Source organism: Butyricimonas faecihominis, assembly GCF_033096445.1.
In the GTDB taxonomy this organism is placed as follows: domain Bacteria; phylum Bacteroidota; class Bacteroidia; order Bacteroidales; family Marinifilaceae; genus Butyricimonas; species Butyricimonas faecihominis.
On sequence record NZ_AP028155.1, the window covers coordinates 3,924,814 to 3,949,993 of the forward strand.

Genomic DNA, 25,180 nt, shown 5'->3' on the forward strand with positions numbered 1-25,180 from the left:
TACGGGAAGAGTCACCAGCTCCTCCTCTGTTTATAGAGGAGGTGGCACGAAGTGACGGAGGAGTTTTTTTTATAAAATAGACTTTTGGGATAACCCCTTCTCGTTATAAATTTTATCTCATTTTATTGTTCGTGTACTTTGTGATCAGTGTGTTCCGAAGTTGTACGTAGGTTTGCATGATCGTGTCGGCACATTCCTGCGTGTATTTATTGAGTAATTCTGTCGCTTTCTTGGGATTTTTCTTTTGCAAGGCGATAAACTCTTTCTCGATCTCTGCGTTACGTTCGAAGAAGGATTGTTCCATGGGAGCCCGTGCGGCTTCCAAATCCTTTTTCCCATCCTGCCAGTTCAAGTAGAGTAAGTTATCGACAAAATCAATGGCCCAGCGAGCGGAATTGTCGGAGTATTCTTTGGGGTTATACGTGGAATAGACTTCCGGGATGCGGGTCACGCCGGTGAAGATGGGCAGGTAAGGTGACGTGTAGGCGTTATCTTGGAAAACCCAGTATATTCCACCGATTTCCCGGGGAAGGTCCGAGCGGAGCTGGGCAACCATACCGTATTCCCCGTCAACCCGTGCTACTAGGCGTCTGCGGGTAGTCTTCATTAATTTTTGCGTTTCACTGGATGGGAAAGGGGTAGCCAGTTTACTTTTCACCATGTTCCCGTTCTTGTCCGGATAATACCAAACGGCGTCATTCTCTTTGTCATAGATGGTTCCCGAGAACGTGGAACGTTGAAAGTCCATGAAGTCTTTCACGGAAACTTTTTGCTCCGGTTTAAAGGAGAACGGGTACACGCTAAGCGGTTCCACGTATTGGATATACTGGTTTAAGTTATCAAACGGGTTATTGGTACGTCTGGACGGGATCGGGTCAAGAGAGGGGGCGAAGGTGTTGACGAATAACCAAAAACGGTTTGTGGCCCATTCTCTGGGAGTCGGGGCATAAACATCCTGCCAAACGAAAGGTTTGCCGCTTGCCGGGGAATACCAGCCGTTTTCAATGGCTACCTGCTGGTAGTTGGAAGAGGCACGGAATTGTTCCGGTTTTGAAAGATCTATTTCTTTAATGATGCTCCAGTTGGGAATCATGGCGATTTCATCGTCCGGCACCCGTTGAGCGGCCCAGATCACACCCGGCTTACCACTTTCCGGGGTCCAGTTTTTACCGACACTGAAAAGTTCGAGAACCCATACTCCTTCCGGGTCCGCAATCGTGAGACATTCTGATTCCGGCCCGCAAGAGGGGAGGAACCCGTATTTTTCCATGAGCGAGGTGATGAGGGTTAGGGCCTCTTCTGCCGTTTTGCAGCGTTGTAAGGCAAAAATCATGGCTTGTTCCACGGTCATGATCTGTTTCCCTTCTCCTTTGTTTACTTGTAATTCGGGACGTTGGCTCGTGGTGCTTTCCCCGATACAGAGTTGGTACTCGTTGATGTGAGAGTAAGCGGATTGGAAATACGTGTAGGTTTGCTCAACTTGCGGGATGTAACCTAAGATTTCCCCGTTGTCATCCAAGGGAAGGTCAACTCGCTGTATGCCGTAATACACGGGAGCCATGCTTCCTTTGGGGAATTTTTGGCCCGCCACGACCCGGATGCGACAATCCGCACCGGCATCCGTGTGTGAATTTAAAACACTACCGTCGACCGTGGCTTTTTTGCCGGCCACGATGATCGTGCAGGCTTTTCCTGTCTGTAAAAAGAAAAGGATAGCGCTTAAAATAAGAAGAAGTGTCTTCATGTGTAATATGATTTTTTTGTTTTGTGATTTATCAGAGTGCAATGTTGCAATATTTATTTTAACAAAAAAATTAAAAGCACGAAATAATACAAATTTAGAGGTAGAGTATTTCACCTTTCTCGGCTGCTTCTTTTATGGCATCGATAATTGTGAATAATTTATTGCACATCATTTTTGGGGTGAGGATATTCCCTCGCATATCTTCATAAATTTGTTCTTTCTTGTTGATATAGCTATAAAAATAGAGATGTTCGAATTGGAAAATTTTAAAGTCAGCGTTTTTAATATCGGGAATCTTGTCTTTTACATTCTGAATGTTTTTTCCGAAGTCTTGCATTAGGATATTAGGTATCCAATGGGAATTTTGTTTTTGGACAATTAACAGGTATGATGTATCGGCTTTTTCTCGTAGTAAAAGCATGGCAAGAGTGTCCGGTTGATACAAGGATAAGAGAAGGTTTTCGGGAGTAGGATCTTTGTAAAATTTGTCTATGTCTAAATGATAAAAAGGCATAAATTCTACATTGTCATTTTTTAGGGTGGCAATTTTTGTAAGTATTATGCTGGAGGATTTGGTTTTGCCATTGAGAGAGTCCGCGAAAGAAACTAATGATTCAATGATACCTTTTTGTTTTTTCGTTAATTTTTTTTGAGGTGATGGATCAATTCCATCATAACAAATGAAACTGATGACGAGTAAAAATTGGATAAATGAATTCATGATTTGTATGTCATTTTAGTTGGTTCGGATTGTGTAATATCCGGTAAAAACCAGTCAAATAAATACAAATATAATAAGAAGATACGAGATTCCGGTAGGGGTATGGATAAGGAAAATTAGATTTTATTCCTCGGAGCTTTGCATCTGGGGCGAGCGTGAATATCGTGCGGCGTTAATTTGATTGAAAAGAACGTTCATGGAATGCACGTATGCGCTGTAAGACATTTTTTCTCAAATTCTGATTGTAGAGATTAAATTCTTCCACGTGTAGATTCCCTTTGGGTAAAAGTACTTCTACGCTGGGAATATAATATTTGTCTTCATCAATTCCTGTTACCACGATTGTATGGATGGAAGGGTCGATAGATGCGGTAAAACCTTGATAAGAAACTCCGGGGCTAGCATCCGTTTTCCAGTTCAGGGGATTAATACACACGATGTTGTTTTTGAACAATGGAGAAATTGCTTCCGGTTTTGTCACGCTATTGAATCCGATGATCACCCCCACGTCCGTAGAGTCTTTAGCCATTCGTAGATAAGGATAACCGTCTAGTTCCTCTTGCGTGATTGTGTACCCGATGGCGTAAGATGCGACTAAGTGCTGGTAGATCTCCGGTGTTATCTCGTGTTTCAATAATTCGATCACGGCTTTTGCTCCTTGGCTGTGACCGGCAAGAATGAAAGGACGTCCTTGATTGTAATTGTTCCAATAATAACGAAAGGCGGCTACCACGTCTTTATAAGCCAATTGAAAACGTTTTTCGATGAGAGCCGTGTCCAAAGACAACCAGCTGTCCATCGAGATCTGACGGTAATAGGGAGAGAAAAAATTGCAACTGTCCGACAAGACATTTTTGGCCAATCGAATAGACGGGTCTACCATTTGACGCTGTTTTGTATTGAATATATCCATGTTATGTTGGATTTGCCCGAGGCTGTCGGTATAATCCCAAATGCAAGTAGGTACCACGTAAAAAATATCGACCTTCTTGTTCATGCCCTCTTGATTGGCCTCGAACCAACACTTGCTATCCGAGTAATCCACCCCGTCATTCGTGGAATCCGAAGAAATTTTCCCGCAGGAGATAAATAAAAGCAAGGAGCAAAAAGCAAAAATATATTTCAAAACAGCCTTTCCCATAATTTTATTTTTGATGTAAAATTTAAGGCAAAAATAGGCATTTTTTTCATATGTTTGATTGTGGAATAAACGTTTTATCCAGCCGTGGATTTACTCTTAGTTTGTACGTGAATTGTTTCTAGGGAATAGGGGAAAACCAATGAATAGCTAATGTACATTCGATGTATACGGGAATTAAAGACGTATCAATTTCGAATCAAAGACGCATCAAAGACACTCGTGAACGTCTTTGATGTATCTTTGATTCGAAAGAGCAGGGTGGGAGAAATAGTTCTTTCATAGAATTTCATCGGCTCATTGTCGGCTAACATTCTCACAGTCTTATGCTTTTTTCGAAAAAAAAGATAGAAATGTTTGGTGGTGATGTATAAAGTTACTACCTTTGCGAGCCAAATTGAATAAAAGTAACTAATTTAAAAGTACTTGTATGCCAACTATTCAACAGTTAGTAAGAAAAGGAAGAACAAAAATCCAGGACAAGAGCAAGGCTCCGGCTTTGGATGCTTGCCCGCAAAGACGCGGGGTTTGCGTTCGTGTGTACACGACGACCCCGAAGAAACCGAACTCAGCGATGAGAAAGGTTGCCAGAGTTAGATTAACCAACGGAAAAGAGGTGAATGCCTACATTCCGGGAGAAGGACACAACTTGCAAGAGCACTCTATCGTGTTGATCAGAGGTGGTCGTGTGAAGGACCTTCCGGGAGTTCGTTATCACTTGGTTCGCGGTACATTGGATGCTGCTGGTGTAAACGGTCGTTTACAAGGTCGTTCCAAATATGGTGCTAAGAGACCGAAAAAAGGTGCTGCTGCAGCTCCGGCAAAAGGTAAGAAGTAAAAAGATTAATTGACAGGAGTTGTTTATGGGTTGTTCCCGAAAAGTTGAGTAAATGGTCGTGAGACCGTTGAAGACCGGTAAGGGCAGCGAACGAACAAATTCGTAAACTAGAAGAGATGAGAAAAAGTAAACCAAAAAAAAGAATCCTGTTACCGGACCCGAAGTTCAACGACGTGTTGGTTACCCGGTTCGTTAATGATTTAATGGTAGATGGAAAGAAGTCTATCGCGTTTAGAATTTTCTATGATGCAATTGACATCGTAGACGAGAAAATGGCCAAGAAGGAAGAGAAACCCGCATTGGACATCTGGAAGCAAGCTTTGGAGAATATTACTCCGCAAGTAGAGGTGAAGAGCCGTCGTGTAGGTGGTGCAACATTCCAAGTACCGATGGAAATCAACCCGATGAGAAAAAGAGCTATCTCCGTGAAAAATATGATATTGTTCTCTCGCAAAAGAAGCGGAAGAAACATGGCAGAAAAACTAGCTGCTGAAATCATGGCTGCATACAAGGAAGAAGGAGCGGCTTTCAAGAAGAAAGAGGATATTCATCGTATGGCTGAAGCCAACAGAGCTTTTGCACATTTCAGATTTTAATTGAAGGGATAAGATAAATGGCAAAGAGAGATTTACATTTTACAAGAAACATCGGTATCATGGCTCACATTGATGCCGGTAAAACGACAACAACTGAGCGTATCCTGTATTTCACCGGAGTGAATCACAAAATTGGTGAAACGCATGACGGTACGGCTACCATGGACTGGATGGTACAAGAGCAGGAGAGAGGTATCACCATTACTTCTGCCGCTACTACCTGTTTCTGGAATTATCAAGGTCAGCAATATAAAGTAAATATTATTGACACTCCGGGACACGTTGACTTTACCGTTGAGGTGGAGCGTTCATTGCGTGTGTTGGACGGTGCTGTTGCATTGTTCTGTGCCGTGGGTGGAGTTGAGGCGCAATCGGAAACGGTTTGGCGTCAAGCGAATAAATATGGTGTTCCGAGAATTGCTTTCGTGAACAAAATGGACCGTTCAGGTGCTGACTTCTTCAAAGCAGTACGTGAGATCCGTGAAAAATTGCATGCGAATCCTATTCCATTACAGTTACCGATCGGTGCTGAGGATGGATTTCAGGGAGTTATCGATTTGATCGAGATGAAGGCTTACGTGTGGGAGAATGGTGAATTGGAAGCTACGATCAAGGAAATTCCGGAGAATTTGTTGGCAGAAGCTCAAGAATGGAGAGAGAAATTGGTTGAGGCCGCTGCCGTTCAGGATGAGGCCTTGATGGAGCGTTTCTTCGAAGATCCTGAATCAATCACTGTTGAAGAATTGAAAGCAGTGGTTCGTAAGGCCGTTATCGCAATGGACTTCTGTCCGGTGATGTGCGGTTCTTCATTCAAGAACAAAGGTGTTCAGAACTTGTTGGATGCCGTTATCGCTTACTTGCCGCACCCGCTGGATATTCCGGCTGCTGCTGGTAAAAGACCGCGTACGGAAGAGGCTGTGACTTTCGAGATTGATCCGGAAGCCCCGCTTTCTGCATTGGCATTCAAGATCGCGACTGACCCGTTCGTGGGACGTTTGTGCTACACTCGCGTTTATTCCGGAAAGATCGAGTCTGGTTCATACGTGTACAACCCGCGTACCGAGAAAAAAGAACGTATTTCTCGTTTGTTCCAAATGCACTCAAATAAACAACAGCCGAAGGATGTAATCGAGGCCGGTGATATTTGTGCTTGCGTTGGATTTAAAGATATTCGTACCGGAGATACTCTGTGTACCGAGGAAAACCAGATCGTGTTGGAGAGTATGACTTTCCCCGAGCCGGTGATCGGTATCGCTGTCGAGCCGCTTACACAGAAAGATACTGATAAGTTAGGTATGGCTTTGGCTAAATTGGCTGAAGAAGACCCGACTTTCCGCGTAAAAACGGATGAAGATTCAGGTCAGACTGTCATTAGCGGTATGGGTGAACTTCACTTGGATATTATCCTTGACCGTCTGAGACGTGAATTCAAGGTTGAATGTAATCAAGGTGCTCCGCAGGTGGCTTACAAAGAGGCTATTAACGGAACCGTTGAACATCGTCACGTGTTCAAGAAACAAACCGGAGGTCGTGGTAAATTCGCTGACATCATCTTTAGAATGGAGCCGGCTGAAGAAGGCAAAGAAGGTTTGACTTTCGTGAACGAGGTGAAAGGTGGTAATATTCCGAAGGAGTTTATCCCTTCTGTAGAGAAAGGATTCAAAGATGCGATGGCTAATGGTGTTTTGGCCGGTTATGAACTTGTTAGCTTGAAGATTACTTTGCTTGACGGTTCATTCCACCCGGTTGACTCTGATGCGTTGTCTTTCGAAATGGCCGCTAAGATCGGTTACAAGGAGGCAGCTCAAAAGGCTAAGCCTGTATTGTTGGAGCCGATCATGAAACTTGAGGTGGTAACCCCGGAAGAGTACATGGGAGATATTATTGGTGACTTGAACCGCCGTCGCGGACAGGTTGAAGGAATGGAATCAAGAGCCGGAGCTCGCGTGATCGAGGCTAAAGTGCCGCTAGCAGAGCAATTCGGTTACGTGACCGTTTTGAGAACTTTGTCTTCCGGTCGTGCAAGTTCATCCATGGAATTCTCACACTACGCTGAAGTTCCGAAGGGAATTGCCAAGGAAGTGGTAGAGAAAAATAACGGTAGAGTAGAACTATTATAAGAATTTTAGATTGCTGATTTACGATTCAAGAGCCATCGAGAATCGTAAATCTTAAATCATAAATCATAATTAAAAACATGAGCCAAAAAATCAGAATTAAGTTGAAATCTTACGATCACAACTTGGTTGACAAGTCTGCAGAGAAGATTGTAAAGACAGTGAAGGCTACCGGAGCAGTGGTAAGTGGTCCGATTCCACTTCCTACTCACAAGGGAATTTTTACTGTAAATCGCTCTACGTTCGTGAACAAAAAGAGCCGCGAGCAATTCTTGGTATGCACGTTCAAAAGATTAATCGACATCTACAGTTCAACTGCAGGTACGATTGACGCCTTGATGAAACTTGAATTACCGAGTGGTGTTGAAGTAGAGATTAAAGTTTGATAACGGCGAAAACCTATGTCGTTATTAAGAGATTGAAAACCTATTTTTAAAAAGAGAAAAAAAGAGATGCCAGGTTTAATTGGAAAAAAAGTCGGAATGACTTCCGTATTCAGTGCCGAGGGAAAAAGTATTCCATGCACTGTGATTGAGGCCGGTCCATGTGTTGTAACCCAAGTAAAGACTATCGAGAAAGACGGTTACACAGCAATTCAGTTGGGTTTTGATGACAAAAAAGAGAAAAACACAACCAAACCGCTAAGTGGACACTTTAAAAAGGCAGGCACAACTCCGAAAAGAAAACTCGTGGAATTTTCAGGGTATGATGTCGAGTACAAGTTAGGTGATGTAATTGACGTGAACTTGTTCGAAGGAACAGAGTACGTTGATGTAGTCGGGACTAGTAAAGGAAAAGGTTTCCAAGGTGTTGTGAAACGCCATGGATTTGCCGGAGTAGGAGAGGCTACTCACGGTCAGCACAACCGTCAAAGAAAACCGGGATCTATCGGTGCTTGTTCTACACCGTCACGCGTGTTCAAAGGAATGCGTATGGGTGGACAAACAGGTGGTGACAGAATAACGGTTCAGAACTTGGAAGTGCTGAAAGTGATACCTGAAAATAATTTGTTATTGGTGAAGGGTTCTATCCCCGGAGCTAAAGGTTCATACGTAATTATCGAGAAGTAATGGAGTTAAGTGTATTAAACATTGCCGGACAAGAGACAGGCAGGAAGGTAGAGTTAAACGACGCTATCTTCGGGATTGAGCCTAACGAGCACGCTATTTATCTTGATGTAAAGCAGTTTTTAGCGAACAACCGCCAAGGGACCCACAAGTCAAAACAAAGAAATGAAATTTCCGGTAGTACCCGCAAGCTGAAAAAGCAAAAAGGTACCGGTGGCGCCCGTGCAGGTGGTATCAAGAACCCTCTGTTTAGAGGAGGGGGTAGAGTGTTTGGACCCGTACCAAGAGATTATAGCTTCAAATTGAACAAGAAGCTGAAAAGATTGGCCCGTAAATCAGCATTATCTGTAAAAGCCGCTTCTAATGCGGTGACTATTGTCGAGGATCTCAATTTCGAGGCACCGAAAACAAAACAGATGATTCAGCTGTTTAACAACCTGAAATTAGATAACCGTAACATCCTGTTGGTTACCAATGACATGAACAATAACGTTCTGTTGTCAGCTCGTAACTTGCAATACGTGGATGTGATGAGAGTTAGCGATCTTGCAACTTACAATATCATGAGAGCTAAGAGTCTCGTGTTCGTTGAAAGTTCAGTGCAGGGCCTAAATGAAATGTTCAATCTTAATGAAGAGTAAGACATGCAAGTAATTGTGAAGCCCATTTTGTCAGAGAAAATGACTGCATTGACTGACAAGCAGAACAGAGTAGCATTCGTTGTTAGCAAAGCAGCGAATAAATTAGAGATTAAGAGAGCAGTTGAAGCGATGTATAGCGTGACCGTGAAATCTGTGAACACGATGGTGTACCAAGGAGATGCTAAATCTCGTTACACGAAAGCAGGTGTTATTTCCGGAAGAACCGCTTCCTTCAAGAAAGCAATTGTGACCTTAGCAGAAGGTGATAGTATTGATTTTTTTAGCAATATTTAATTAAGATGGCTGTAAGAAAATTAAACCCTGTAACTCCTGGTCAGAGACATAAGGTAGCGATTACCTTTGATCAGTTGACTACAGATAGACCTGAGAAATCATTGTTAGGACCAAAGAGTAAAACTGGTGGACGTAACAACACCGGTAAAATGACAATGAGATATATAGGTGGTGGTCATAAACAAAGATACAGAATAATAGATTTCAAACGCGACAAGGATAATGTTCCGGCTCGTGTTGCAACGATCGAGTACGATCCCAATCGTACGGCGAGAATTGCTCTATTAGTGTATGCAGATGGAGAAAAACGTTACATCGTGGCACCGGACGGTTTGCAAGTTGGTCAAACCGTGATGAGTGGTGCAGGTGTTGCTCCGGAAGTTGGAAATGCATTGTTCTTATCTGAAATCCCATTAGGTACAATCATTCATAACATCGAGTTAAGACCGCAACAAGGAGCCGTGATGGCTCGTAGCGCCGGTTCTTACGCTCAGTTAGTAGCAAGAGAAGGGAAATACGCTTCAATCAAGTTACCTTCTGGTGAAGTCCGTATGGTGCTGTTAACCTGTCGTGCAACTGTTGGTACGGTGTCAAACTCCGACCACGCACTGGAACGTTCAGGTAAAGCAGGTCGTACTCGCTGGTTAGGCCGCAGACCTCGCGTGAGAGGTGTCGTAATGAACCCGGTTGATCACCCGATGGGTGGTGGTGAAGGCCGCGCTTCAGGAGGACATCCTCGTTCAAGAAAAGGCTTGTTGGCTAAGGGTTACAAGACTAGAGCTCCTAAGAAACACTCTAGCAAGTATATCATAGAAAGAAGGAAAAAATAACTGATTAATTATTGATGTTATGAGTCGTTCGTTAAAAAAAGGCCCTTTTATTGATTTCAAGTTAGAGAGAAAAGTATTGGTAATGAATGAGTCCAATAAGAAATCGGTTGTTAAAACCTGGGCTCGTCGTTCCATGATCTCTCCGGACTTCGTAGGGCACACTATCGCTGTACACAACGGTAATAAATTTATCCCGGTATTTGTGACTGAAAATATGGTAGGTCATAAATTGGGGGAATTCGCGCCGACACGTACATTTAGAGGCCATGCTGATAAAAAGAAAAAGTAATGCATGGTAAAGTTGAACTAAAGAAGATGTATTAAAATGGGTGCAAGAAAAAGATTAAGAGCAAATCAGAATAAAGAAGCCAAAAAAGAGAAGGCTTTTGCAATTCTTCGCGATTGTCCTACATCTCCTCAAAAAATGAGATTGGTGGCAGACTTGATCCGCGGAGTAGATGTACAGAAAGCTTTGGATATGCTTAAATTTTGTCCTAAAGAAGCTGCTCGTAGAGTTGAAAAGTTGTTGCTTTCAGCAATTGCTAACTGGGAACAAAAGAACGAGGGTAAACGTGTTGACGAAGCCTCCTTGTTCGTGCAGGAAATTTTCGTTGACGGTGCAGGTATGTTGAAAAGACTTAGACCGGCCCCGCAAGGAAGAGCTCACCGGATTCGTAAACGTTCAAATCACGTGACGATCGTGTTGGGAAGCAAGACAGCTGTTGAAAACATTACAAAAGAATAGTTAGCATGGGACAGAAAGTTAATCCAATAAGCAATAGATTAGGAATCATCAGAGGATGGGATTCTAACTGGTTTGGCGGTAAGAACTATGGCGATAAATTGGTGGAAGATTACAAGATCAGAAAGTATCTGAACGCCCGTCTCGCTAAAGCAGGAATCGCTAAGATTGTTATCGAGAGAACCCTGAAGCTAATCACGATCACGATCAACACCGCTCGTCCGGGTATTATCATCGGTAAAGGCGGACAGGAAGTTGATAAGTTGAAAGAGGAGCTGAAGAAGATCACCGATAAGGAAGTTCAAATTAATATCTTCGAGATCAAACGTCCCGAGTTGGATGCCGTGATCGTAGGTAATAATATAGCTCGTCAGCTGGAAGGTCGTGTGGCTTACCGTAGAGCAATCAAGATGGCTATCGCTTCTACCATGAGAATGGGTGCAGAAGGTATCAAAATCTTGATTTCCGGTCGTTTGAACGGTGCTGAAATGGCAAGAGCCGAGATCTACAAAGAAGGTAGAATTCCATTGCACACGTTCCGTGCTGATATTGATTACGCTCAGGCTGAGGCATTGACGACCTATGGCCAGCTGGGTATCAAAGTTTGGATTTGCAAGGGAGAAGTTTACGGAAAACGTGAGCTGGTTCCGAATGCATTGGTTGGCGCTCAGAAAGAGAACAACAACCGTCCGAACAATGCCGGCAAAAAAGGCGGTTTCAAAAAGAGAAAAAAATAGTCTTTTAACTTTTAAATAGATCAAGAGCTATGTTACAGCCAAAAAGGACTAAATACAGAAGATCGCAGAAAGGGAGAATGAGAGGGAATGCCCAAAGAGGACATGAACTTGCATTTGGATCTTTCGGGATCAAGGCGTTGGAGAACATGTGGATCGAACAACGCCAGATTGAGGCAGCCCGTGTTGCAGTAACCCGTTACATGCAAAGACAGGGTCAGATATGGATTCGTATATTTCCAGATAAACCTATTACTAAGAAACCCGCTGAGGTTCGTATGGGTAAGGGTAAGGGATCTCCAGAAGGATTCGTTGCTCCTGTTACTCCGGGTCGTATTCTTTTCGAAGCAGATGGAGTACCGTATGCAATCGCTAAGGAGGCATTGCGCCTGGCAGCACAAAAGCTACCCATCGCTACTAAGTTCGTGGTTAGACGTGATTACACTGAGTAGTCGTGAGACTATTTTGAATTTCGAAACGAAAAATTGTAAGAGAAATGAAAACATCAGAGATTAAAGATTTAACCACTGAAGAGATAAAAGAAAAGATCGAGACAGAAAAAGCTGCCTTGACCAAGATGAAGATGAACCATGCTGTTTCTCCACTTGAGAACCCGATGTTAATCCGGACGACAAGAAGAAACATCGCTAGATTGATGACGGAGTTACGCAAACGTGAATTAAATAAGTAGTAGAAAAATGGAAAGAAATCTTAGAAAAGAGCGTACCGGTCTTGTGGTAAGCAACAAGATGGACAAATCTATCACGGTTGCCGTTCATTTTAAGGAGAAACACCCGATTTACGGGAAGTTCGTCAACAAGACCAAGAAGTTCACTGCTCACGATGAGAAAAATGAATGTAACATCGGGGATACAGTGAGAATTATGGAGACCCGTCCTTTGAGTAAAACCAAGAGATGGAGATTAGTTGAAATCATTGAAAGAGCTAAGTAATCATGATACAACAAGAGAGTAGATTGACCGTAGCCGACAACAGCGGCGCTAGAGAAGTGCTTTGTATCCGTGTTCTTGGTGGAACCAAGAAAAGATATGCACGCGTGGGCGATAAAATCGTTGTTGCCGTGAAGAATGCCATCCCGAACGGTGACGTAAAAAAAGGTTCAGTTAGTAAGGCAGTGGTAGTTCGTGTAAGTAAAGAGTACAGACGTCCGGACGGATCTTATATCCGCTTTGATGACAATGCTTGCGTGTTATTGAACAACGCGGGTGAAATGAGAGGAACTCGTATCTTCGGACCTGTTGCCAGAGAAGTTCGTGAGGGTTATACCAAGATTGTGTCATTAGCCCCCGAGGTACTTTAAGATTTTAGATTTATGATTTTGGATTGTAGATTGTATAATCGAATTTCTTGAATCATAAGTCGTAAATCATAAATCATAAATAATTTATACGATGAGCAAGAAGTTTCATATAAAGAAAGGTGACTTAGTTCAGGTAAATGCAGGAGAAGACAGAGGGAAGCAGGGAAAAGTACTTGAAATGATTCCGGACAAGCAAAGAGCTATTGTTGAGGGTATCAATTTGGTAAGCAAACATACCAAACCCAACGCAACTCACCCGCAAGGAGGAATTATCAAGAAGGAAGCTCCTATTCACATTTCCAACTTGAACGTGGTCGATCCGGTTACGGGAAAACCGACAAAGGTAGGACGTAGACGGAATGCCGAAGGAAAATTAGTAAGATACGCTAAGAAATCCGGACAGGAATTGAAATAGTAAAATAAATAATTGCAGGTTGTCCCAGAGCAACTTGCAATTATTAATTTAAATTTGTAGCTTTGCAGCCGCAAATTTAATGTAATATGCCGTGAGGCATGATAACCAAATAATTATAAATGAAATACGTACCAAATTACAAAACAAAGTATAACGAAGAAATTGTACCGACTTTGATGAAGGAGTTCGGATACAAGTCAGTTATGCAGGCACCCAGATTGGAGAAGATAGTAATCAATCAGGGCGTGGGATCATCCATTCAGGATAAGAAAATCCTTGAGTTTTCAATGAACGAGATCGCGACCATCACCGGTCAGAAACCCGTTGCTTGTAAATCAACCAAGGACGTTTCTAACTTTAAATTGCGTAAAGGAATGCCGATTGGCGTTAGAGTAACCTTGCGTAAAGAACGTATGTATGAATTTTTAGAAAGACTTATTGTTTCCGCGCTTCCGCGTATCCGTGACTTCAAAGGAATTAACAATAAGCTTGATGGAAGAGGAAATTACACATTAGGAATAGAAGAGCAGATCATTTTCCCGGAAATCGTGTTGGACAGTGTTCACAAGATCATGGGTATGAATGTAACGTTTGTAACTTCGGCTAATACCGACGAAGAGGCTTTTGCTCTTCTAAGAGAATTTGGATTACCATTTAAAAAGAACTAAAAAAAAGCAAAATGGCAAAAGAATCAATGAAGGCCCGTGAGGTAAAGCGTGCAAAATTGGTAGAAAAGTACGCCGCAAAACGAGCTAAATTAAAAGAGGAAGGAGACTATATTGGATTAAGCCTTCTGCCTAAGAATTCAAGTCGCGTTCGTTTGCACAACAGATGCAAATTGACGGGAAGACCGAGAGGGTACATGAGACAATTTGGTATAAGCAGAATTCAATTCCGCGAAATGGCATCTGCCGGACTTATACCTGGAGTTAAAAAGGCTAGTTGGTAATATTTAAAATTTGAAGAGATGACAGATCCAATAGCAGATTTCCTGACTCGTATTAGGAATGCAGTAAAAGCAGGTCATAAAGTTGTGGATATCCCCGGGTCAAAAATGAAACGGGAAATGACCAAAATTTTAAAAGAAAAAGGATATATCCTGAATTATAAATTCGAGCAAGATGGTGTTAGAAGCAACATTAAAATTGCTTTGAAATATCATCCTGAAACGAAGGCTCCCGCCATTAGGACATTGACACGTGTTTCAAAACCGGGTCTGAGACGTTACACGAACGTAGAGGATATGCCTCGCGTGTTAAACGGATTAGGTATCGCGATTTTGTCAACGTCATTAGGCGTAATGTCTGATAAAGAAGCTCGCCAAAAGAATGTTGGTGGAGAAGTATTGTGTTATGTTTATTAATAAAAAGGGCGGAAAATGTCACGAATAGGAAAATTACCAATAGATATACCACAAGGGGTTACAGTTACTGTAAATCCTGATAACACGGTCGTAGTTAAAGGTCCTAAGGGAGAACTTTCTCAGGACGTACACGCAGATATGATCGTGAAAGTGGAAGGAGCTCACGTTGTTGTAGAGCGTCCGTCAGAAGATAAAGCTCATAAAGCCATGCACGGTTTATATCGTTCCTTGATTCACAACATGGTTGTAGGTGTTTCTGAAGGTTACACGATCAAACAAGAGTTGGTCGGAGTAGGTTACAGAGCAAATGCTGAAGGTCAAGTTCTTGAATTGGGATTAGGTTATTCACACGGAATCTTCATGGTGTTACCGAACGAAGTGAAAGTGAGTGTGCTTAATGAAAAACGTGCTAACCCGATTATCACGCTGGAAAGCTGCGATAAACAATTGATCGGTCAGGTAGCGGCTAAGATTCGTTCATTCCGTAAACCGGAGCCGTATAAAGGTAAAGGTATTAAATTTGTGGGTGAAGTTCTTCGTCGTAAGGCTGGTAAATCAGCTAAAGTTTAATCACCTGTAAAAAAGTAATGTTATGGCTTTAACTAAGGTAGAAAGAAGAATAAGAATAAAGAGAAGAATACGTAAAGTAATCTTCGGAACAGCTGAGAGACCCCGTTTGTCCGTATACCGTTCAAACACGCAAATTTCTGCTCAGTTGATTGATGATAATGCCGGAAAAACTCTGGTATCGGCATCTTCTTTATGCAAGGAGATCGCTGAAAAGAAAGGTAACAAGACAGAACAGGCCCAATTGTTGGGTGCCATGCTTGCTGAAAAGGCAAAAGCAGCCGGGATTACCGCTGTTGTGTTTGACAGAAACGGGTATTTATATCACGGAAGAGTGAAAGCATTAGCAGATGCAGCTCGTAACGGTGGTCTTAATTTTTAAAAGTAGGCAAGAATGGAACAGAAGATTAATAGTGCAGACTTGGAATTGAAAGACAGATTGGTGGCTATCAACCGTGTAACGAAAGTTACCAAGGGAGGTAGAACATTCAGTTTCTCTGCTATCGTGGTTGTAGGCGATGAAAACGGTACCGTGGGTTACGGGTTAGGTAAAGCTAACGAGGTAACTACTGCTATTGCAAAAGGCGTTGAGGCCGCGAAGAAGAACTTGATTAAAGTACCTGTATTGAAAGGAACTCTTCCTCACGAGCAAGAAGCTAAATATAGTGGTGCAACTGTATTCATGCGTCCCGCTTCTTCCGGTACCGGGCTGGTAGCCGGAGGTGCTATGCGTGCCGTGTTGGAAAGTGCAGGAGTGAAAGACGTGTTGGCAAAATCTAAAGGATCATCCAACCCTCATAACTTGGTAAAAGCAACTTTCGCTGCTTTGAAGTTATTGAGAGATCCTCGCATGATTGCTCAACAGAGAGGAATTAGTCTTGACAAAGTGTTTAACGGATAAACTGGAATAACGATGGCAAAGATTAAAATTACATTGGTAAGAAGTAGAATTGGTAGTGATAAACGTCAAGTTGCTACTTTGAACGCACTGGGCCTCGGGAAAGTGAACAGCAGTGTTGAACACGAAACTTCACCGCAAATCATGGGAATGGTTGCTAAAGTGCAACATCTCGTGCGCGTGGAGGAAGTAAAGTAATTGTTAAACCTATTTAAAGAGTATACAATGGATTTAAGTAGCTTAAAACCGGCTGCCGGATCAACTCACAGAGAAAAGAGAATTGGTCGTGGTCAAGGTTCCGGAAAAGGAGGTACTTCTACAAGAGGGCACAAAGGAGCCAAATCAAGATCAGGTTATAAATCTAAGATTGGTTTTGAAGGTGGACAGATGCCTTTGCAGAGACGTGTACCGAAATTTGGCTTTAAAAATATAAACAGAGTAGAATATAAAGCTATCAATGTAGGGATGCTTCAGGCTCTGGCTGAAAGAGATAATCTTACCGTGATCGACCGGGATGTATTGATTCAAGCCGGGTTAATGTCTAAGAACGATCTTCTTAAGGTATTAGGTGACGGAGCGTTAACTGCTAAGCTTGAGGTGAAAGCTGATGCTTTCTCCACTAAAGCGGTAGCCGCTATCGAGGCTGTTGGCGGAACAGTGGTTAAATTGTAAGATTAAAAATTTGGGAGTTTAAAGTTGTTTTTAAAATAGAATTACTATTTTTGAAGCAACTTTAACAAAATCCCAAATCAATGCCTTAAAAGAAAGAACTTATGAAGTTATTTGATACATTAAAGAACATTTGGAAAATAGAAGAGCTCAAGACTAGGATTCTTACTACGCTTGGGCTTATTCTCGTTTACAGGTTAGGAACAGAGATCGTACTGCCGGGTATCGACCCTCATGGTTTGCAGGCTCTGAAAGATCAGACATCCAGCGGAGTGTTAGGCTTGTTGGATATGTTCTCAGGAGGTGCATTCTCGAACGCGTCGGTATTTGCGTTAGGTATTATGCCCTACATCTCCGCGTCCATCGTTGTGCAGTTATTGGGAATTGCGGTTCCTTATTTCCAGCGCTTACAGAAGGAAGGCGAGAGCGGTAGACGTAAGATTAACCAGATTACGCGGTACCTCACATTAGTTATCCTGGTATTACAAGGTTCGGCGTATCTTACAAACTTGAAAGCTCAGGTACCGGCAGAGGCTTTTGTATCTACTGGTTTTTGGCAATTCCAGCTCCCGTCCATCGTGATCATGGCTGCAGGTTCAATGTTTGTCCTGTGGTTGGGAGAGAGAATTACTGATAAGGGAATTGGTAACGGTGTGTCCATCATCATCATGATCGGTATCATCGCTCGTTTACCATTCGCTTTCATTGCAGAGTTAACTTCCAGAGTTTCTCAACAAGGAGGAGGTTTGGTAGCGTTCTTGATCGAGTTGATTATATTATTCTTGGTATTCTGCGGATCAATCCTGCTTGTACAGGGAACACGTAAAGTGCCTGTACAGTATGCCAAGAGAATCGTGGGTAACAAACAATACGGTGGCGTTCGTCAATACATTCCGTTGAAGATCAACGCGGCCGGGGTTATGCCTATCATCTTCGCTCAGGCTATCATGTTATTGCCTATTTCTTTGATTAACTATGCAAATTCGGAATCATTATCCGGTTTTGCTGCAGCATTTTCAAACTTCACTGGATTCTGGTATAACTTCACGTTCTTTATCATGATTGTCGCGTTTACTTATTTCTACACGGCTATCACGGTGAATCCGATGCAAATGTCTGAGGATATGAAGAAGAACGGTGGATTTATTCCGGGTGTAAAACCGGGAAGAAAAACGATGGAGTTCCTCGATACCATTATGTCTAGAATCACACTTCCTGGATCTATATTCTTGGGAATTGTAGCAATTCTTCCGGCTTTCGCCCAGATCTCGGGTGTTAACCACCAGTTTGCTCAGTTCTACGGAGGTACGTCTTTGTTGATTTTGGTTGGTGTAGTGTTGGATACATTACAACAAATCGAATCACACTTGTTGATGCGTCACTATGACGGGTTGATGAAATCGGGACGTATTAAAGGTAAAAATCCTGGAGGACCTGCTGCATATTAAGAAAATAAATTGTACTTTTGCGGCATGATTTTTTTAAAGACACAGGAGGAGATTGAGTTATTGCGGGAAAGCAACCAATTAGTAGGAAGGACTTTGGGTGAAGTGTCCAAACACATTTGCCCGGGTATTTCGACTTTAGAGTTGGATAAGATCGCTGAGGATTTTATTCGTTCGAATGGTGGCATTCCCGGATTTCTCGGGTATGGAGGGTTCCCGAACACGCTTTGTATTTCAGTGAATGACGAAGTGGTTCATGGGATTCCGTCCTCTCGTCGTTTAGAGGAAGGTGATGTCGTATCCGTTGATTGCGGGGTTGTGAAGAATGGTTTTTATGGGGATAGCGCCTATACTTTTGCTGTCGGGGAGATTAGTGATGAAGTGAAAAAGCTTTTACAAGTGACAAAAGATAGCTTGTACAAAGGGATAGAGCAGGCTGTTGCGGGAATGAGGATAGGAGATATTGGTTATGCCGTGCAGTCGTATGCCGAAGCGAACGGATTCTCTGTTGTCAGAGAGCTGGTCGGTCATGGCGTGGGAAAGAACTTGCATGAAGAACCTCAAGTGCCGAATTACGGACGGAGAGGGCAGGGATGTAAATTGAAGATCGGAATGGTGATCGCTATTGAACCCATGATTAACTTGGGCGCCCGTAACGTTTTCCAGATGGCAGACGGGTGGACGATAAAGACAAGAGATCATCTGCCAGCCGCACATTTCGAGCATACGTTGGCTATTCGGAAAGGAGAAGCTGATATTTTGTCGACATTTGAATATATAGAAGACAGGAAATTGTAAAAATTGAATTATGGCGAAACAGCCTTCGATAGAGCAAGATGGAGTAATAACGGAAGCATTGTCAAATGCTATGTTTCGTGTTGAACTGGAAAACGGGCATATCATAACGGCCCACATTTCGGGGAAGATGCGAATGCACTATATAAAGATACTTCCGGGAGATAAGGTGAGAGTGGATATGTCCCCTTACGATCTCACGAAAGGTAGGATAACATTTAGATATAAAAATTAAATTGTTGAGCAATGAAGGTAAGAGCATCTGTTAAGAAGCGTAGTGCTGATTGCAAGCTTGTAAGAAGAAAAGGCGTCTTGTACGTCATTTGCAAAAAGAACCCGAAGTTTAAACAACGTCAGGGTTGATTATTAATTTAGTAAAAAGAGTAAAAAAGATTTATGGCAAGAATCGTTGGTGTAGATTTGCCCTCAAATAAGAGAGGGGAGATAGCTCTGACCTATATCTATGGTATAGGTAGAAGTAGTGCCAGGACCATATTAGAAAAGGCCGGCATCGATTTTGACACTAAGGTGAAGGATTGGAATGACGATCAACTAGCTGCTGTACGTAATGTCATCAATGGTGGGTACAAAGTAGAAGGAGAGTTGAGAACTTCTGTCCAAATGAACATTAAGCGACTGATGGATATTGGTTGCTACAGAGGAATCAGACATCGTATCGGTCTTCCGGTAAGAGGACAAAGTACGAAGAACAATGCCCGTACGAGAAAGGGTAAAAAGAAAACTGTTGCTAACAAGAAGAAAGCAACTAAATAATTGATTAGAGATTGAATTATGGCAAAGAAGTCTACATCAAACAAGAAACGGCTAGTTAAAGTTGAAGCCGTGGGACAAGCACACGTTCATTCCTCTTTTAATAACATCATTATCTCGTTGACTAATTCAAGCGGACAAGTCATCTCTTGGTCATCAGCAGGTAAGATGGGATTTAGAGGATCAAAGAAAAACACTCCTTATGCAGCCCAGACGGCAGCTACCGATTGTGGTAAAGTTGCTTTCGATTTGGGGATGAGAAAAGTTAAGGTATATGTCAAGGGACCGGGTAACGGTAGAGAATCAGCAATTCGTGCTATTCACGCTTGCGGAATCGAAGTTGCCGAGATCATTGATGTTACGCCACTTCCGCACAATGGATGTCGTCCTCCCAAACGGAGAAGAGTCTAATGTAATTTTAAATTGTAAATTGTAAATTGTAAAATTTGAGATTCGAACGATTTGAAGAATCGCGACAATTTAAAATTTAAAATCTAAAATTTAAAATCATAATAAAATGGCTAGATATACAGGACCTAAGTCTAAGATAGCAAGAAAATTTGGTGAGCCCATTTTTGGACCGGATAAAGCGTTAGAACATCGTAATTACCCTCCCGGACAACACGGTATCGCTCATCGTAGAAAGAAAATCTCTGAGTACGGTACTCAGTTGAAAGAAAAACAAAAAGCAAAATATACTTACGGTTTGTTGGAAAGACAATTCCGTATCTTATTCGAGAAAGCTGAAAGTAGTAAGGGAGTAACCGGTGAGGTATTACTTCAATTACTGGAATGTCGTTTGGATAACGTGGTTTATCGTTTAGGAATCGCTCCTACCCGTGCGGCTGCCCGTCAGTTTGTTTCTCACAGACACATCACCATCAACGGTCACGTATGTAACATTCCTTCATGTCACGTTCGTCCGGGAGATGTTGTTGCTGTAAGAGAGAAATCTAAGGCACTGGAAGTGATTAACGAATCATTGAGAGGAAATAGAAGTAGCAGATACTCTTGGTTAGAGTGGGATGCTGCAGCTATGAGTGGTAAATTACTTAATGTTCCGGAAAGAGCAGATATTCCAGAGAACATTAAGGAGCAGTTAATCGTAGAGTTGTATTCTAAGTAGTAAAATAAAAATATATATGGCAATATTAGCTTTCCAGAAACCGGACAAAGTAATCATGCTTGAATCAACGGATAGATTCGGTAAATTCGAATTCCGCCCGTTGGAGCCAGGTTACGGCATCACTATTGGTAATCCACTACGCAGAATCTTGTTGTCTTCTTTGGAAGGCTTTGCGATTACCGGTATTAAAATTCAAGGTGTAGATCATGAGTTTGCGACAATCCCTGGTGTCATCGAAGATGTGACCGAGATTATCTTGAACTTGAAACAGGTTCGGTTGAAAAGAAAAGTGGAGGACGTGGAGAATGAAAAGTTGACCGTTACCGTTTCTGGACAAGAGACGTTTACTGCCGGTGATATGAATCAATTCCTGAAAGGGTTTGAAGTTTTGAACCCGGAATTGGTAATCTGCAACATGGATACTTCCACGAGCCTAAGTATGGAGTTGACCATTCAAAAAGGACGCGGTTATGTTCCTGCTTCAGAGAATATGCCTGCAGATGCCGAGATTGGTGTAATTCCTATCGATGCTATTTACACGCCGATTAAAAACGTGAAATACGAGATTGAGAACTACCGTGTAGAGGGAAAAACCGACTATGAACGTTTGGTTTTCGACATCGAGACGGATGGTTCTATTAATCCCACCGATGCGTTGAAAGAGGCTGCTAAAATCTTGATCCATCACTTCATGTTGTTCTCTGACGAGAAAATTACTCTCGAAACGGAGGATAAATATGGAAACGAAGAGTTTGATGAAGAGGTATTGCACATGCGTCAGCTGTTGAAGACAAAACTCGTGGACATGGATCTTTCCGTGCGTGCGTTGAATTGTTTGAAGTCAGCTGAGGTTGAAACTCTGGGTGAGCTTGTCCAATTTAACAAGAATGATTTGTTGAAGTTCAGAAACTTCGGTAAGAAATCCTTGACTGAGTTGGAAGCCCTTTTGGAGAACAATAACCTTGAATTCGGTATGGATGTTGCCAAGTATAAATTAGACAAAGAATAAGTAAAATGAGACATAATAAGAAAATTAACCATTTAGGTAGAACTAGTTCTCACAGACATGCTCTACTTTCTAATATGGCTTGTTCTTTGATTCTTCACAAGAGAATCCAAACGACACTAGCTAAAGCTAAGGCCCTGAAGGTCTATGTTGAGCCGCTTTTGACGAAAGCCAAAAACGACACGACTCACTCTAGAAGAACCGTCTTCTCTTACCTTCGTCGCAAAGAAGTTGTTGCTGAAATGTTCGGTGACGTTGCACAGAAAATTGCTAATCGTCCGGGAGGATATACCCGTATTTTGAAATTGGGTAACCGTTTGGGTGATAACGCTGAAATGTGTATGATTGAGTTGGTGGATTATAACACGACTTATACTGAAGTGAAGAAAGAAGAGGCTAAGAAAACGACTCGTCGTAGAAGACCTTCTGCTAAGAAAGAGGCTGCTCCTGCCGCTACCGAGGAAACTCAGGTGGCTGAGGCTCCTGTAACGGAAGAAGCTCCGAAAGCTGAATAAAGTATTATTCCAGATAAAAAATAACCCCGGGCAATACGTCCGGGGTTATTTTTTAGGGGAACGAATGTTTGACCGTAGGAAGAAAACTAAAAAAAGGTAGGGAGAAAATTATTTCCTTGTTATTAGAGGATCCGATGTTGAGTGCCACGACTGTTGCGACACGGATCGGGATTTCGTCGAAAGCGGTAGAAAAACATTTTGCCCGGCTCAAAGCTGACGGAATACTCCGCAGAATCGGGCCGGACAAAGGTGGACGTTGGGAAGTGATAATTAAAAATTAAAACTCTTCTTCCATCATGTTCATCTCTTCCGAAGGGCGCTGTTGCTTTTGCTTGGAAGCTTTCATGTTTCCGAAGTTATAGCTTAACGTGAAACGGAAAACCCCGCCTTTTCTCCAACTATCACTATCTTGTTTAAACCCGTTACCGGAAGTGATGCTGTGCCAACTACGGGAATTCAAAATGTCCTGCACGCTTATGCTAAAGTTTATTTTCCGGTCAAAGAAAAACTTCCGGGCTCCCAGATCTAAGCGGTAGCTTGCCTCCCGGTGGCCTTGGGCAATAATCTGTTTGGAGTTGTAGCTTCCGGTAGCCTGTAACGAGATGGCGTACGGTAGCATGGCATTGGCAATGATTTTACCTGTCCAGGAGAAGTTATCGTCCCGTTCTCCCGTAACTGGGGTGTCTGCACCTGCCGGGAGGTAAGAAAAGCCTTCCAGTTCGTTATAATAGAAATTCAAGGTTGTTGTAAAGTCCAAGAATTTCAGTAGTTTGTTTTTTGCCACGATTTCGGCTCCAGCAGAAGAAGATTGTGTAATGTTAGCTGACGTACTTTTCATGACATCTCCTTCCCGGTAACGAATACGTTGGATCACGTCATCCGTGTTCCGGTAGTAGGTGGAGACGGATAGCGTGTGTTTTTCCCAAGTCTTGATATAATTCAACTCGAAGGAATTGGAATATTCCGGGGAAAGGTAAGGATTACCGAACGAGATATTAAGCGAATCGGTCATGTTCATGAATGGGTTCAATTGCCAGCCTCTGGGGCGTGAAATTCGTCGGGTATAGTTGACCTGTATTTCATGATTTTTCGGGAGACTGTATGAGAGAAACAAGCTGGGGAATAAACTGAAATAGTCGTCTTTATAAGGAATGGCCGTGGCCTCGGTTTCTCTGTATCCCAGTGATTTGGTCTCCGTGTCCGTGTATTCTCCCCGTAAGCCTAGTTGCAACCCGAAGTTATTCACTTTCGTGGAGAACGTGGCGTATAAGGCTTGGATATTTCGGTCGTAAGAGTATTTGTTATATAATAACTCGTCAAAAGCGGCAGTTGCCTCTGTTTCGCCGGAATAGGTTTCCACGGGACTTTTTTGGCTGCTGAGCGTACCTTTATAACCTGCTTCTAACTTACTCTCTTCCGTGAATTGATTCACGTAGTCCGCTTGAAATTCCCAGCTTTGTGAGCGGTTGTCACTTTCCTGTTGTTGCCAAGAGGAGGTTTCTTTATTCTCCGGGTAGAGAGAATGTTGTTTGTATGTACTGGTCCCGTCAGAAACCCATAAGTCCCAAGAGGCACGGGCCACGAGATTGCTTTTTTCGCTGAATTCGTGCTTGTAGTCGAGGTTGATATTTCCCCCTTTCGAGGAGTTATCTGAATCGCTGATGCGTTCGCTGCTGGTGAAGGATCCGGGAACATCACTTTCGTAACGGATGGTGTTGTTGGAATTTCGGTTCCCGAAATGTCCGAATCCTTCAATTCCGATATGGTCGGTCTGGGTGAGATGTAGTGTTAGGCCTGCCCGGGTGAAGAGCGAACCGCCATCCCGATCATTCCAGCCTTTCTGATTCAGGTAGGAGATCGGATTACCTTGGTCATCTAGATTGATGCGGTCGGTGTAATCCTTTCCTTCGGATTTCCGTTGGCGGTAGCCGACATTAAGGTAAGATTCGATTTTGCCGCTACTGTAATTGATACTCCCGCTGGCATTATACCCGCCCAAAATGTCTGCCCCGACTTGGAAGCTACCGTAATATCCGGCTTTCCGGTTTTTTTTCAAGATGATATTAATGATACCGGAAGTCCCTTCCGGACTGAATTTTGCCGAAGGGTTTGTAATCAATTCTATACGCTCGATGCTTTCGGCAGGAATTTGCTCCAGAATTTGGGCTTGGTTGTCCGCAGACAAGCCTGATGCCTTACCGTTGATCCAGATCGTTACGCTTGAGTTTCCTCGTAAGGAGATTTCGCCCTCGTTGTCTACCTCTACCGAGGGAATATTTTCAAGTAGTTCGCTGGCTGATCCCCCGGCTTGGGAAATATTGGATTCCACGTCAAAGACTTTTTTGTCGATTTCGAATCTCATTTGAGCCCGTTGCCCGACAACCTGTATCTCGTCGATCACTTGGCTGTCTTCTTCCAAAAGGATGTTTTTCACGTTCACGTTTCTTGCTGTCGGCGAGATCGTGAATTCTTTTTCCACGGATTTGTAACCGATAAACGAGGCGGTGAGCGTGTAAGTCCCGTTTTTCACTCTGTTGATACGGAAAACTCCGGTTGAATCACTGACTGTTCCGGTTAACGGGGTTTGAGTTCCCGTGGCTCGGATACTCACGTTGACAAACTCTAAGGGTCTCTTCGTTTTAGCATCTATAATTCGTCCTCTGACACTTCCCGTTTGGGCAAAAGCCGATAGGGCAAACAACGTGAAGAAGATAGCTAAAACAGCTTCTTTTACTTTACTCATATACACTTTATACACAATTGAACATTCCGTTGAAGAATGGATGGGTTTTGGTCCCAAGTCAAATCTTCGCACTACTAAGACAAA

General features: G+C 42.8%; 38 protein-coding genes. 34 read left to right on the forward strand and 4 right to left on the reverse strand.

The features are described 5' to 3' along the window. Nucleotides 1-112: 112 nt before the first annotated feature. From R8806_RS16155 to R8806_RS16165, 3 genes are all read right to left on the reverse strand, one after another. Nucleotides 113-1,744 carry a dipeptidase gene (locus R8806_RS16155; RefSeq protein WP_124316345.1) on the reverse strand — a complete coding sequence of 544 codons (1,632 nt, stop codon included), beginning with the start codon at nucleotides 1,742-1,744 and terminating at the stop codon, nucleotides 113-115. Between the two features lie 94 nt (nucleotides 1,745-1,838). Continuing rightward, nucleotides 1,839-2,465, reverse strand: coding sequence for a hypothetical protein (locus tag R8806_RS16160; RefSeq protein WP_124317530.1), 627 nt, complete (start codon nucleotides 2,463-2,465; stop codon nucleotides 1,839-1,841). A 172-nt stretch (nucleotides 2,466-2,637) separates the two neighbouring features. After that, nucleotides 2,638-3,606: a DUF3089 domain-containing protein gene (locus R8806_RS16165; RefSeq protein WP_124317531.1), complete on the reverse strand. Its 969-nt coding sequence runs from the start codon at nucleotides 3,604-3,606 to the stop codon at nucleotides 2,638-2,640. 427 nt (nucleotides 3,607-4,033) lie between these two features. Between R8806_RS16165 and rpsL the strand changes: the two genes are divergently transcribed. From rpsL to R8806_RS16335, 34 genes are all read left to right on the forward strand, one after another. Continuing rightward, nucleotides 4,034-4,441 carry a 30S ribosomal protein S12 gene (rpsL, locus tag R8806_RS16170; protein WP_027201678.1) on the forward strand — a complete coding sequence of 136 codons (408 nt, stop codon included), beginning with the start codon at nucleotides 4,034-4,036 and terminating at the stop codon, nucleotides 4,439-4,441. 116 nt (nucleotides 4,442-4,557) lie between these two features. After that, complete coding sequence (gene rpsG / locus R8806_RS16175) at nucleotides 4,558-5,037, forward strand: 30S ribosomal protein S7 (RefSeq protein ID WP_027201677.1); 480 nt, start codon at nucleotides 4,558-4,560, stop codon at nucleotides 5,035-5,037. Nucleotides 5,038-5,054: 17 nt separating this feature from the next. Beyond that, complete coding sequence (fusA, locus tag R8806_RS16180; protein ID WP_124317532.1) at nucleotides 5,055-7,157, forward strand: elongation factor G; 2,103 nt, start codon at nucleotides 5,055-5,057, stop codon at nucleotides 7,155-7,157. A 77-nt stretch (nucleotides 7,158-7,234) separates the two neighbouring features. Then, entirely contained in the window at nucleotides 7,235-7,540 is a 306-nt protein-coding gene (rpsJ, locus tag R8806_RS16185; protein ID WP_009137840.1) for a 30S ribosomal protein S10, read from the forward strand. 66 nt (nucleotides 7,541-7,606) lie between these two features. Beyond that, nucleotides 7,607-8,224, forward strand: coding sequence for a 50S ribosomal protein L3 (rplC, locus tag R8806_RS16190; RefSeq protein ID WP_027201675.1), 618 nt, complete (start codon nucleotides 7,607-7,609; stop codon nucleotides 8,222-8,224). After that, nucleotides 8,224-8,862, forward strand: coding sequence for a 50S ribosomal protein L4 (gene rplD, locus R8806_RS16195; RefSeq protein ID WP_124317533.1), 639 nt, complete (start codon nucleotides 8,224-8,226; stop codon nucleotides 8,860-8,862). The genes rplC and rplD overlap by 1 nt, the downstream gene beginning before the upstream one ends. Before the next feature lie 3 nt (nucleotides 8,863-8,865). Then, nucleotides 8,866-9,156 (forward strand): 50S ribosomal protein L23, encoded by a 291-nt coding sequence (gene rplW, locus R8806_RS16200; protein ID WP_027201673.1) that lies wholly within the window; start codon nucleotides 8,866-8,868, stop codon nucleotides 9,154-9,156. Nucleotides 9,157-9,161: 5 nt separating this feature from the next. Further along, nucleotides 9,162-9,986 (forward strand): 50S ribosomal protein L2, encoded by an 825-nt coding sequence (gene rplB, locus R8806_RS16205; protein WP_027201672.1) that lies wholly within the window; start codon nucleotides 9,162-9,164, stop codon nucleotides 9,984-9,986. Between the two features lie 19 nt (nucleotides 9,987-10,005). Further along, on the forward strand, nucleotides 10,006-10,275 hold the full coding sequence (gene rpsS, locus R8806_RS16210; protein ID WP_027201671.1) for a 30S ribosomal protein S19: 270 nt from the start codon (nucleotides 10,006-10,008) through the stop codon (nucleotides 10,273-10,275). 36 nt (nucleotides 10,276-10,311) lie between these two features. Continuing rightward, the gene (rplV, locus tag R8806_RS16215; protein ID WP_027201670.1) at nucleotides 10,312-10,731 is read left to right on the forward strand and encodes a 50S ribosomal protein L22; all 420 of its coding nucleotides are present in this window, start codon (nucleotides 10,312-10,314) and stop codon (nucleotides 10,729-10,731) included. Between the two features lie 5 nt (nucleotides 10,732-10,736). Further along, nucleotides 10,737-11,465: a 30S ribosomal protein S3 gene (rpsC, locus tag R8806_RS16220; RefSeq protein WP_027201669.1), complete on the forward strand. Its 729-nt coding sequence runs from the start codon at nucleotides 10,737-10,739 to the stop codon at nucleotides 11,463-11,465. A gap of 29 nt (nucleotides 11,466-11,494) precedes the next feature. After that, nucleotides 11,495-11,914: a 50S ribosomal protein L16 gene (gene rplP / locus R8806_RS16225; protein ID WP_027201668.1), complete on the forward strand. Its 420-nt coding sequence runs from the start codon at nucleotides 11,495-11,497 to the stop codon at nucleotides 11,912-11,914. A gap of 44 nt (nucleotides 11,915-11,958) precedes the next feature. Next, the gene (rpmC, locus tag R8806_RS16230; RefSeq protein WP_087421398.1) at nucleotides 11,959-12,153 is read left to right on the forward strand and encodes a 50S ribosomal protein L29; all 195 of its coding nucleotides are present in this window, start codon (nucleotides 11,959-11,961) and stop codon (nucleotides 12,151-12,153) included. 7 nt (nucleotides 12,154-12,160) lie between these two features. Next, nucleotides 12,161-12,415 (forward strand): 30S ribosomal protein S17, encoded by a 255-nt coding sequence (gene rpsQ, locus R8806_RS16235; protein WP_027201666.1) that lies wholly within the window; start codon nucleotides 12,161-12,163, stop codon nucleotides 12,413-12,415. 2 nt (nucleotides 12,416-12,417) lie between these two features. Continuing rightward, nucleotides 12,418-12,783: a 50S ribosomal protein L14 gene (rplN, locus tag R8806_RS16240; protein WP_087421399.1), complete on the forward strand. Its 366-nt coding sequence runs from the start codon at nucleotides 12,418-12,420 to the stop codon at nucleotides 12,781-12,783. A 91-nt stretch (nucleotides 12,784-12,874) separates the two neighbouring features. Beyond that, nucleotides 12,875-13,198, forward strand: coding sequence for a 50S ribosomal protein L24 (gene rplX / locus R8806_RS16245; RefSeq protein ID WP_027201664.1), 324 nt, complete (start codon nucleotides 12,875-12,877; stop codon nucleotides 13,196-13,198). A gap of 119 nt (nucleotides 13,199-13,317) precedes the next feature. Then, nucleotides 13,318-13,866: a 50S ribosomal protein L5 gene (gene rplE / locus R8806_RS16250; RefSeq protein ID WP_087421400.1), complete on the forward strand. Its 549-nt coding sequence runs from the start codon at nucleotides 13,318-13,320 to the stop codon at nucleotides 13,864-13,866. A gap of 11 nt (nucleotides 13,867-13,877) precedes the next feature. Continuing rightward, nucleotides 13,878-14,147 carry a 30S ribosomal protein S14 gene (gene rpsN / locus R8806_RS16255; RefSeq protein WP_027201662.1) on the forward strand — a complete coding sequence of 90 codons (270 nt, stop codon included), beginning with the start codon at nucleotides 13,878-13,880 and terminating at the stop codon, nucleotides 14,145-14,147. An 18-nt stretch (nucleotides 14,148-14,165) separates the two neighbouring features. Beyond that, nucleotides 14,166-14,561, forward strand: a complete 396-nt coding sequence (gene rpsH / locus R8806_RS16260) for a 30S ribosomal protein S8 (RefSeq protein ID WP_018337672.1) — start codon at nucleotides 14,166-14,168, stop codon at nucleotides 14,559-14,561. A 15-nt stretch (nucleotides 14,562-14,576) separates the two neighbouring features. Further along, the gene (gene rplF, locus R8806_RS16265) at nucleotides 14,577-15,131 is read left to right on the forward strand and encodes a 50S ribosomal protein L6 (RefSeq protein ID WP_087421401.1); all 555 of its coding nucleotides are present in this window, start codon (nucleotides 14,577-14,579) and stop codon (nucleotides 15,129-15,131) included. A gap of 22 nt (nucleotides 15,132-15,153) precedes the next feature. Next, entirely contained in the window at nucleotides 15,154-15,510 is a 357-nt protein-coding gene (rplR, locus tag R8806_RS16270) for a 50S ribosomal protein L18 (protein WP_027201660.1), read from the forward strand. Nucleotides 15,511-15,522: 12 nt separating this feature from the next. After that, nucleotides 15,523-16,029 (forward strand): 30S ribosomal protein S5, encoded by a 507-nt coding sequence (rpsE, locus tag R8806_RS16275; RefSeq protein WP_027201659.1) that lies wholly within the window; start codon nucleotides 15,523-15,525, stop codon nucleotides 16,027-16,029. Between the two features lie 12 nt (nucleotides 16,030-16,041). Further along, nucleotides 16,042-16,224, forward strand: a complete 183-nt coding sequence (gene rpmD, locus R8806_RS16280; protein ID WP_027201658.1) for a 50S ribosomal protein L30 — start codon at nucleotides 16,042-16,044, stop codon at nucleotides 16,222-16,224. Nucleotides 16,225-16,251: 27 nt separating this feature from the next. Beyond that, nucleotides 16,252-16,698 carry a 50S ribosomal protein L15 gene (rplO, locus tag R8806_RS16285; protein WP_124315958.1) on the forward strand — a complete coding sequence of 149 codons (447 nt, stop codon included), beginning with the start codon at nucleotides 16,252-16,254 and terminating at the stop codon, nucleotides 16,696-16,698. 101 nt (nucleotides 16,699-16,799) lie between these two features. Beyond that, nucleotides 16,800-18,143, forward strand: coding sequence for a preprotein translocase subunit SecY (gene secY, locus R8806_RS16290; RefSeq protein ID WP_027201656.1), 1,344 nt, complete (start codon nucleotides 16,800-16,802; stop codon nucleotides 18,141-18,143). Between the two features lie 24 nt (nucleotides 18,144-18,167). After that, on the forward strand, nucleotides 18,168-18,938 hold the full coding sequence (gene map, locus R8806_RS16295; protein ID WP_124315957.1) for a type I methionyl aminopeptidase: 771 nt from the start codon (nucleotides 18,168-18,170) through the stop codon (nucleotides 18,936-18,938). Nucleotides 18,939-18,948: 10 nt separating this feature from the next. After that, nucleotides 18,949-19,170, forward strand: a complete 222-nt coding sequence (infA, locus tag R8806_RS16300; RefSeq protein ID WP_018337664.1) for a translation initiation factor IF-1 — start codon at nucleotides 18,949-18,951, stop codon at nucleotides 19,168-19,170. An 11-nt stretch (nucleotides 19,171-19,181) separates the two neighbouring features. Continuing rightward, on the forward strand, nucleotides 19,182-19,298 hold the full coding sequence (ykgO, locus tag R8806_RS16305; RefSeq protein WP_124315956.1) for a type B 50S ribosomal protein L36: 117 nt from the start codon (nucleotides 19,182-19,184) through the stop codon (nucleotides 19,296-19,298). A gap of 33 nt (nucleotides 19,299-19,331) precedes the next feature. Beyond that, nucleotides 19,332-19,709 (forward strand): 30S ribosomal protein S13, encoded by a 378-nt coding sequence (gene rpsM / locus R8806_RS16310; RefSeq protein WP_124315955.1) that lies wholly within the window; start codon nucleotides 19,332-19,334, stop codon nucleotides 19,707-19,709. Nucleotides 19,710-19,727: 18 nt separating this feature from the next. Beyond that, nucleotides 19,728-20,117, forward strand: coding sequence for a 30S ribosomal protein S11 (gene rpsK / locus R8806_RS16315; protein ID WP_027201653.1), 390 nt, complete (start codon nucleotides 19,728-19,730; stop codon nucleotides 20,115-20,117). 106 nt (nucleotides 20,118-20,223) lie between these two features. Next, nucleotides 20,224-20,832: a 30S ribosomal protein S4 gene (gene rpsD / locus R8806_RS16320; protein ID WP_027201652.1), complete on the forward strand. Its 609-nt coding sequence runs from the start codon at nucleotides 20,224-20,226 to the stop codon at nucleotides 20,830-20,832. A 16-nt stretch (nucleotides 20,833-20,848) separates the two neighbouring features. Next, nucleotides 20,849-21,841 (forward strand): DNA-directed RNA polymerase subunit alpha, encoded by a 993-nt coding sequence (locus tag R8806_RS16325; protein ID WP_124315954.1) that lies wholly within the window; start codon nucleotides 20,849-20,851, stop codon nucleotides 21,839-21,841. Nucleotides 21,842-21,846: 5 nt separating this feature from the next. Then, nucleotides 21,847-22,353 carry a 50S ribosomal protein L17 gene (gene rplQ / locus R8806_RS16330; RefSeq protein ID WP_124315953.1) on the forward strand — a complete coding sequence of 169 codons (507 nt, stop codon included), beginning with the start codon at nucleotides 21,847-21,849 and terminating at the stop codon, nucleotides 22,351-22,353. A 68-nt stretch (nucleotides 22,354-22,421) separates the two neighbouring features. Further along, on the forward strand, nucleotides 22,422-22,634 hold the full coding sequence (locus R8806_RS16335) for a winged helix-turn-helix transcriptional regulator (protein WP_262707604.1): 213 nt from the start codon (nucleotides 22,422-22,424) through the stop codon (nucleotides 22,632-22,634). On the opposite strand, the gene R8806_RS16340 is transcribed toward R8806_RS16335, so the two are convergent. Further along, the gene (locus tag R8806_RS16340) at nucleotides 22,631-25,096 is read right to left on the reverse strand and encodes a TonB-dependent receptor domain-containing protein (RefSeq protein ID WP_124315952.1); all 2,466 of its coding nucleotides are present in this window, start codon (nucleotides 25,094-25,096) and stop codon (nucleotides 22,631-22,633) included. The genes R8806_RS16335 and R8806_RS16340 overlap by 4 nt on opposite strands. Nucleotides 25,097-25,180: the final 84 nt, after the last annotated feature.

What these genes read in the sequence shown, in the direction of transcription:
- R8806_RS16155 (WP_124316345.1), bottom strand. Translation starts at nt 1,744, where the DNA reads ATGAAGACACTTCTTCTTATTTTAAGCGCTATCCTTTTCTTTTTACAG.
- R8806_RS16160 (WP_124317530.1), bottom strand. Translation starts at nt 2,465, where the DNA reads ATGAATTCATTTATCCAATTTTTACTCGTCATCAGTTTCATTTGTTAT.
- R8806_RS16165 (WP_124317531.1), bottom strand. Translation starts at nt 3,606, where the DNA reads ATGGGAAAGGCTGTTTTGAAATATATTTTTGCTTTTTGCTCCTTGCTT.
- rpsL (WP_027201678.1), top strand. Translation starts at nt 4,034, where the DNA reads ATGCCAACTATTCAACAGTTAGTAAGAAAAGGAAGAACAAAAATCCAG.
- rpsG (WP_027201677.1), top strand. Translation starts at nt 4,558, where the DNA reads ATGAGAAAAAGTAAACCAAAAAAAAGAATCCTGTTACCGGACCCGAAG.
- fusA (WP_124317532.1), top strand. Translation starts at nt 5,055, where the DNA reads ATGGCAAAGAGAGATTTACATTTTACAAGAAACATCGGTATCATGGCT.
- rpsJ (WP_009137840.1), top strand. Translation starts at nt 7,235, where the DNA reads ATGAGCCAAAAAATCAGAATTAAGTTGAAATCTTACGATCACAACTTG.
- rplC (WP_027201675.1), top strand. Translation starts at nt 7,607, where the DNA reads ATGCCAGGTTTAATTGGAAAAAAAGTCGGAATGACTTCCGTATTCAGT.
- rplD (WP_124317533.1), top strand. Translation starts at nt 8,224, where the DNA reads ATGGAGTTAAGTGTATTAAACATTGCCGGACAAGAGACAGGCAGGAAG.
- rplW (WP_027201673.1), top strand. Translation starts at nt 8,866, where the DNA reads ATGCAAGTAATTGTGAAGCCCATTTTGTCAGAGAAAATGACTGCATTG.
- rplB (WP_027201672.1), top strand. Translation starts at nt 9,162, where the DNA reads ATGGCTGTAAGAAAATTAAACCCTGTAACTCCTGGTCAGAGACATAAG.
- rpsS (WP_027201671.1), top strand. Translation starts at nt 10,006, where the DNA reads ATGAGTCGTTCGTTAAAAAAAGGCCCTTTTATTGATTTCAAGTTAGAG.
- rplV (WP_027201670.1), top strand. Translation starts at nt 10,312, where the DNA reads ATGGGTGCAAGAAAAAGATTAAGAGCAAATCAGAATAAAGAAGCCAAA.
- rpsC (WP_027201669.1), top strand. Translation starts at nt 10,737, where the DNA reads ATGGGACAGAAAGTTAATCCAATAAGCAATAGATTAGGAATCATCAGA.
- rplP (WP_027201668.1), top strand. Translation starts at nt 11,495, where the DNA reads ATGTTACAGCCAAAAAGGACTAAATACAGAAGATCGCAGAAAGGGAGA.
- rpmC (WP_087421398.1), top strand. Translation starts at nt 11,959, where the DNA reads ATGAAAACATCAGAGATTAAAGATTTAACCACTGAAGAGATAAAAGAA.
- rpsQ (WP_027201666.1), top strand. Translation starts at nt 12,161, where the DNA reads ATGGAAAGAAATCTTAGAAAAGAGCGTACCGGTCTTGTGGTAAGCAAC.
- rplN (WP_087421399.1), top strand. Translation starts at nt 12,418, where the DNA reads ATGATACAACAAGAGAGTAGATTGACCGTAGCCGACAACAGCGGCGCT.
- rplX (WP_027201664.1), top strand. Translation starts at nt 12,875, where the DNA reads ATGAGCAAGAAGTTTCATATAAAGAAAGGTGACTTAGTTCAGGTAAAT.
- rplE (WP_087421400.1), top strand. Translation starts at nt 13,318, where the DNA reads ATGAAATACGTACCAAATTACAAAACAAAGTATAACGAAGAAATTGTA.
- rpsN (WP_027201662.1), top strand. Translation starts at nt 13,878, where the DNA reads ATGGCAAAAGAATCAATGAAGGCCCGTGAGGTAAAGCGTGCAAAATTG.
- rpsH (WP_018337672.1), top strand. Translation starts at nt 14,166, where the DNA reads ATGACAGATCCAATAGCAGATTTCCTGACTCGTATTAGGAATGCAGTA.
- rplF (WP_087421401.1), top strand. Translation starts at nt 14,577, where the DNA reads ATGTCACGAATAGGAAAATTACCAATAGATATACCACAAGGGGTTACA.
- rplR (WP_027201660.1), top strand. Translation starts at nt 15,154, where the DNA reads ATGGCTTTAACTAAGGTAGAAAGAAGAATAAGAATAAAGAGAAGAATA.
- rpsE (WP_027201659.1), top strand. Translation starts at nt 15,523, where the DNA reads ATGGAACAGAAGATTAATAGTGCAGACTTGGAATTGAAAGACAGATTG.
- rpmD (WP_027201658.1), top strand. Translation starts at nt 16,042, where the DNA reads ATGGCAAAGATTAAAATTACATTGGTAAGAAGTAGAATTGGTAGTGAT.
- rplO (WP_124315958.1), top strand. Translation starts at nt 16,252, where the DNA reads ATGGATTTAAGTAGCTTAAAACCGGCTGCCGGATCAACTCACAGAGAA.
- secY (WP_027201656.1), top strand. Translation starts at nt 16,800, where the DNA reads ATGAAGTTATTTGATACATTAAAGAACATTTGGAAAATAGAAGAGCTC.
- map (WP_124315957.1), top strand. Translation starts at nt 18,168, where the DNA reads ATGATTTTTTTAAAGACACAGGAGGAGATTGAGTTATTGCGGGAAAGC.
- infA (WP_018337664.1), top strand. Translation starts at nt 18,949, where the DNA reads ATGGCGAAACAGCCTTCGATAGAGCAAGATGGAGTAATAACGGAAGCA.
- ykgO (WP_124315956.1), top strand. Translation starts at nt 19,182, where the DNA reads ATGAAGGTAAGAGCATCTGTTAAGAAGCGTAGTGCTGATTGCAAGCTT.
- rpsM (WP_124315955.1), top strand. Translation starts at nt 19,332, where the DNA reads ATGGCAAGAATCGTTGGTGTAGATTTGCCCTCAAATAAGAGAGGGGAG.
- rpsK (WP_027201653.1), top strand. Translation starts at nt 19,728, where the DNA reads ATGGCAAAGAAGTCTACATCAAACAAGAAACGGCTAGTTAAAGTTGAA.
- rpsD (WP_027201652.1), top strand. Translation starts at nt 20,224, where the DNA reads ATGGCTAGATATACAGGACCTAAGTCTAAGATAGCAAGAAAATTTGGT.
- R8806_RS16325 (WP_124315954.1), top strand. Translation starts at nt 20,849, where the DNA reads ATGGCAATATTAGCTTTCCAGAAACCGGACAAAGTAATCATGCTTGAA.
- rplQ (WP_124315953.1), top strand. Translation starts at nt 21,847, where the DNA reads ATGAGACATAATAAGAAAATTAACCATTTAGGTAGAACTAGTTCTCAC.
- R8806_RS16340 (WP_124315952.1), bottom strand. Translation starts at nt 25,096, where the DNA reads ATGAGTAAAGTAAAAGAAGCTGTTTTAGCTATCTTCTTCACGTTGTTT.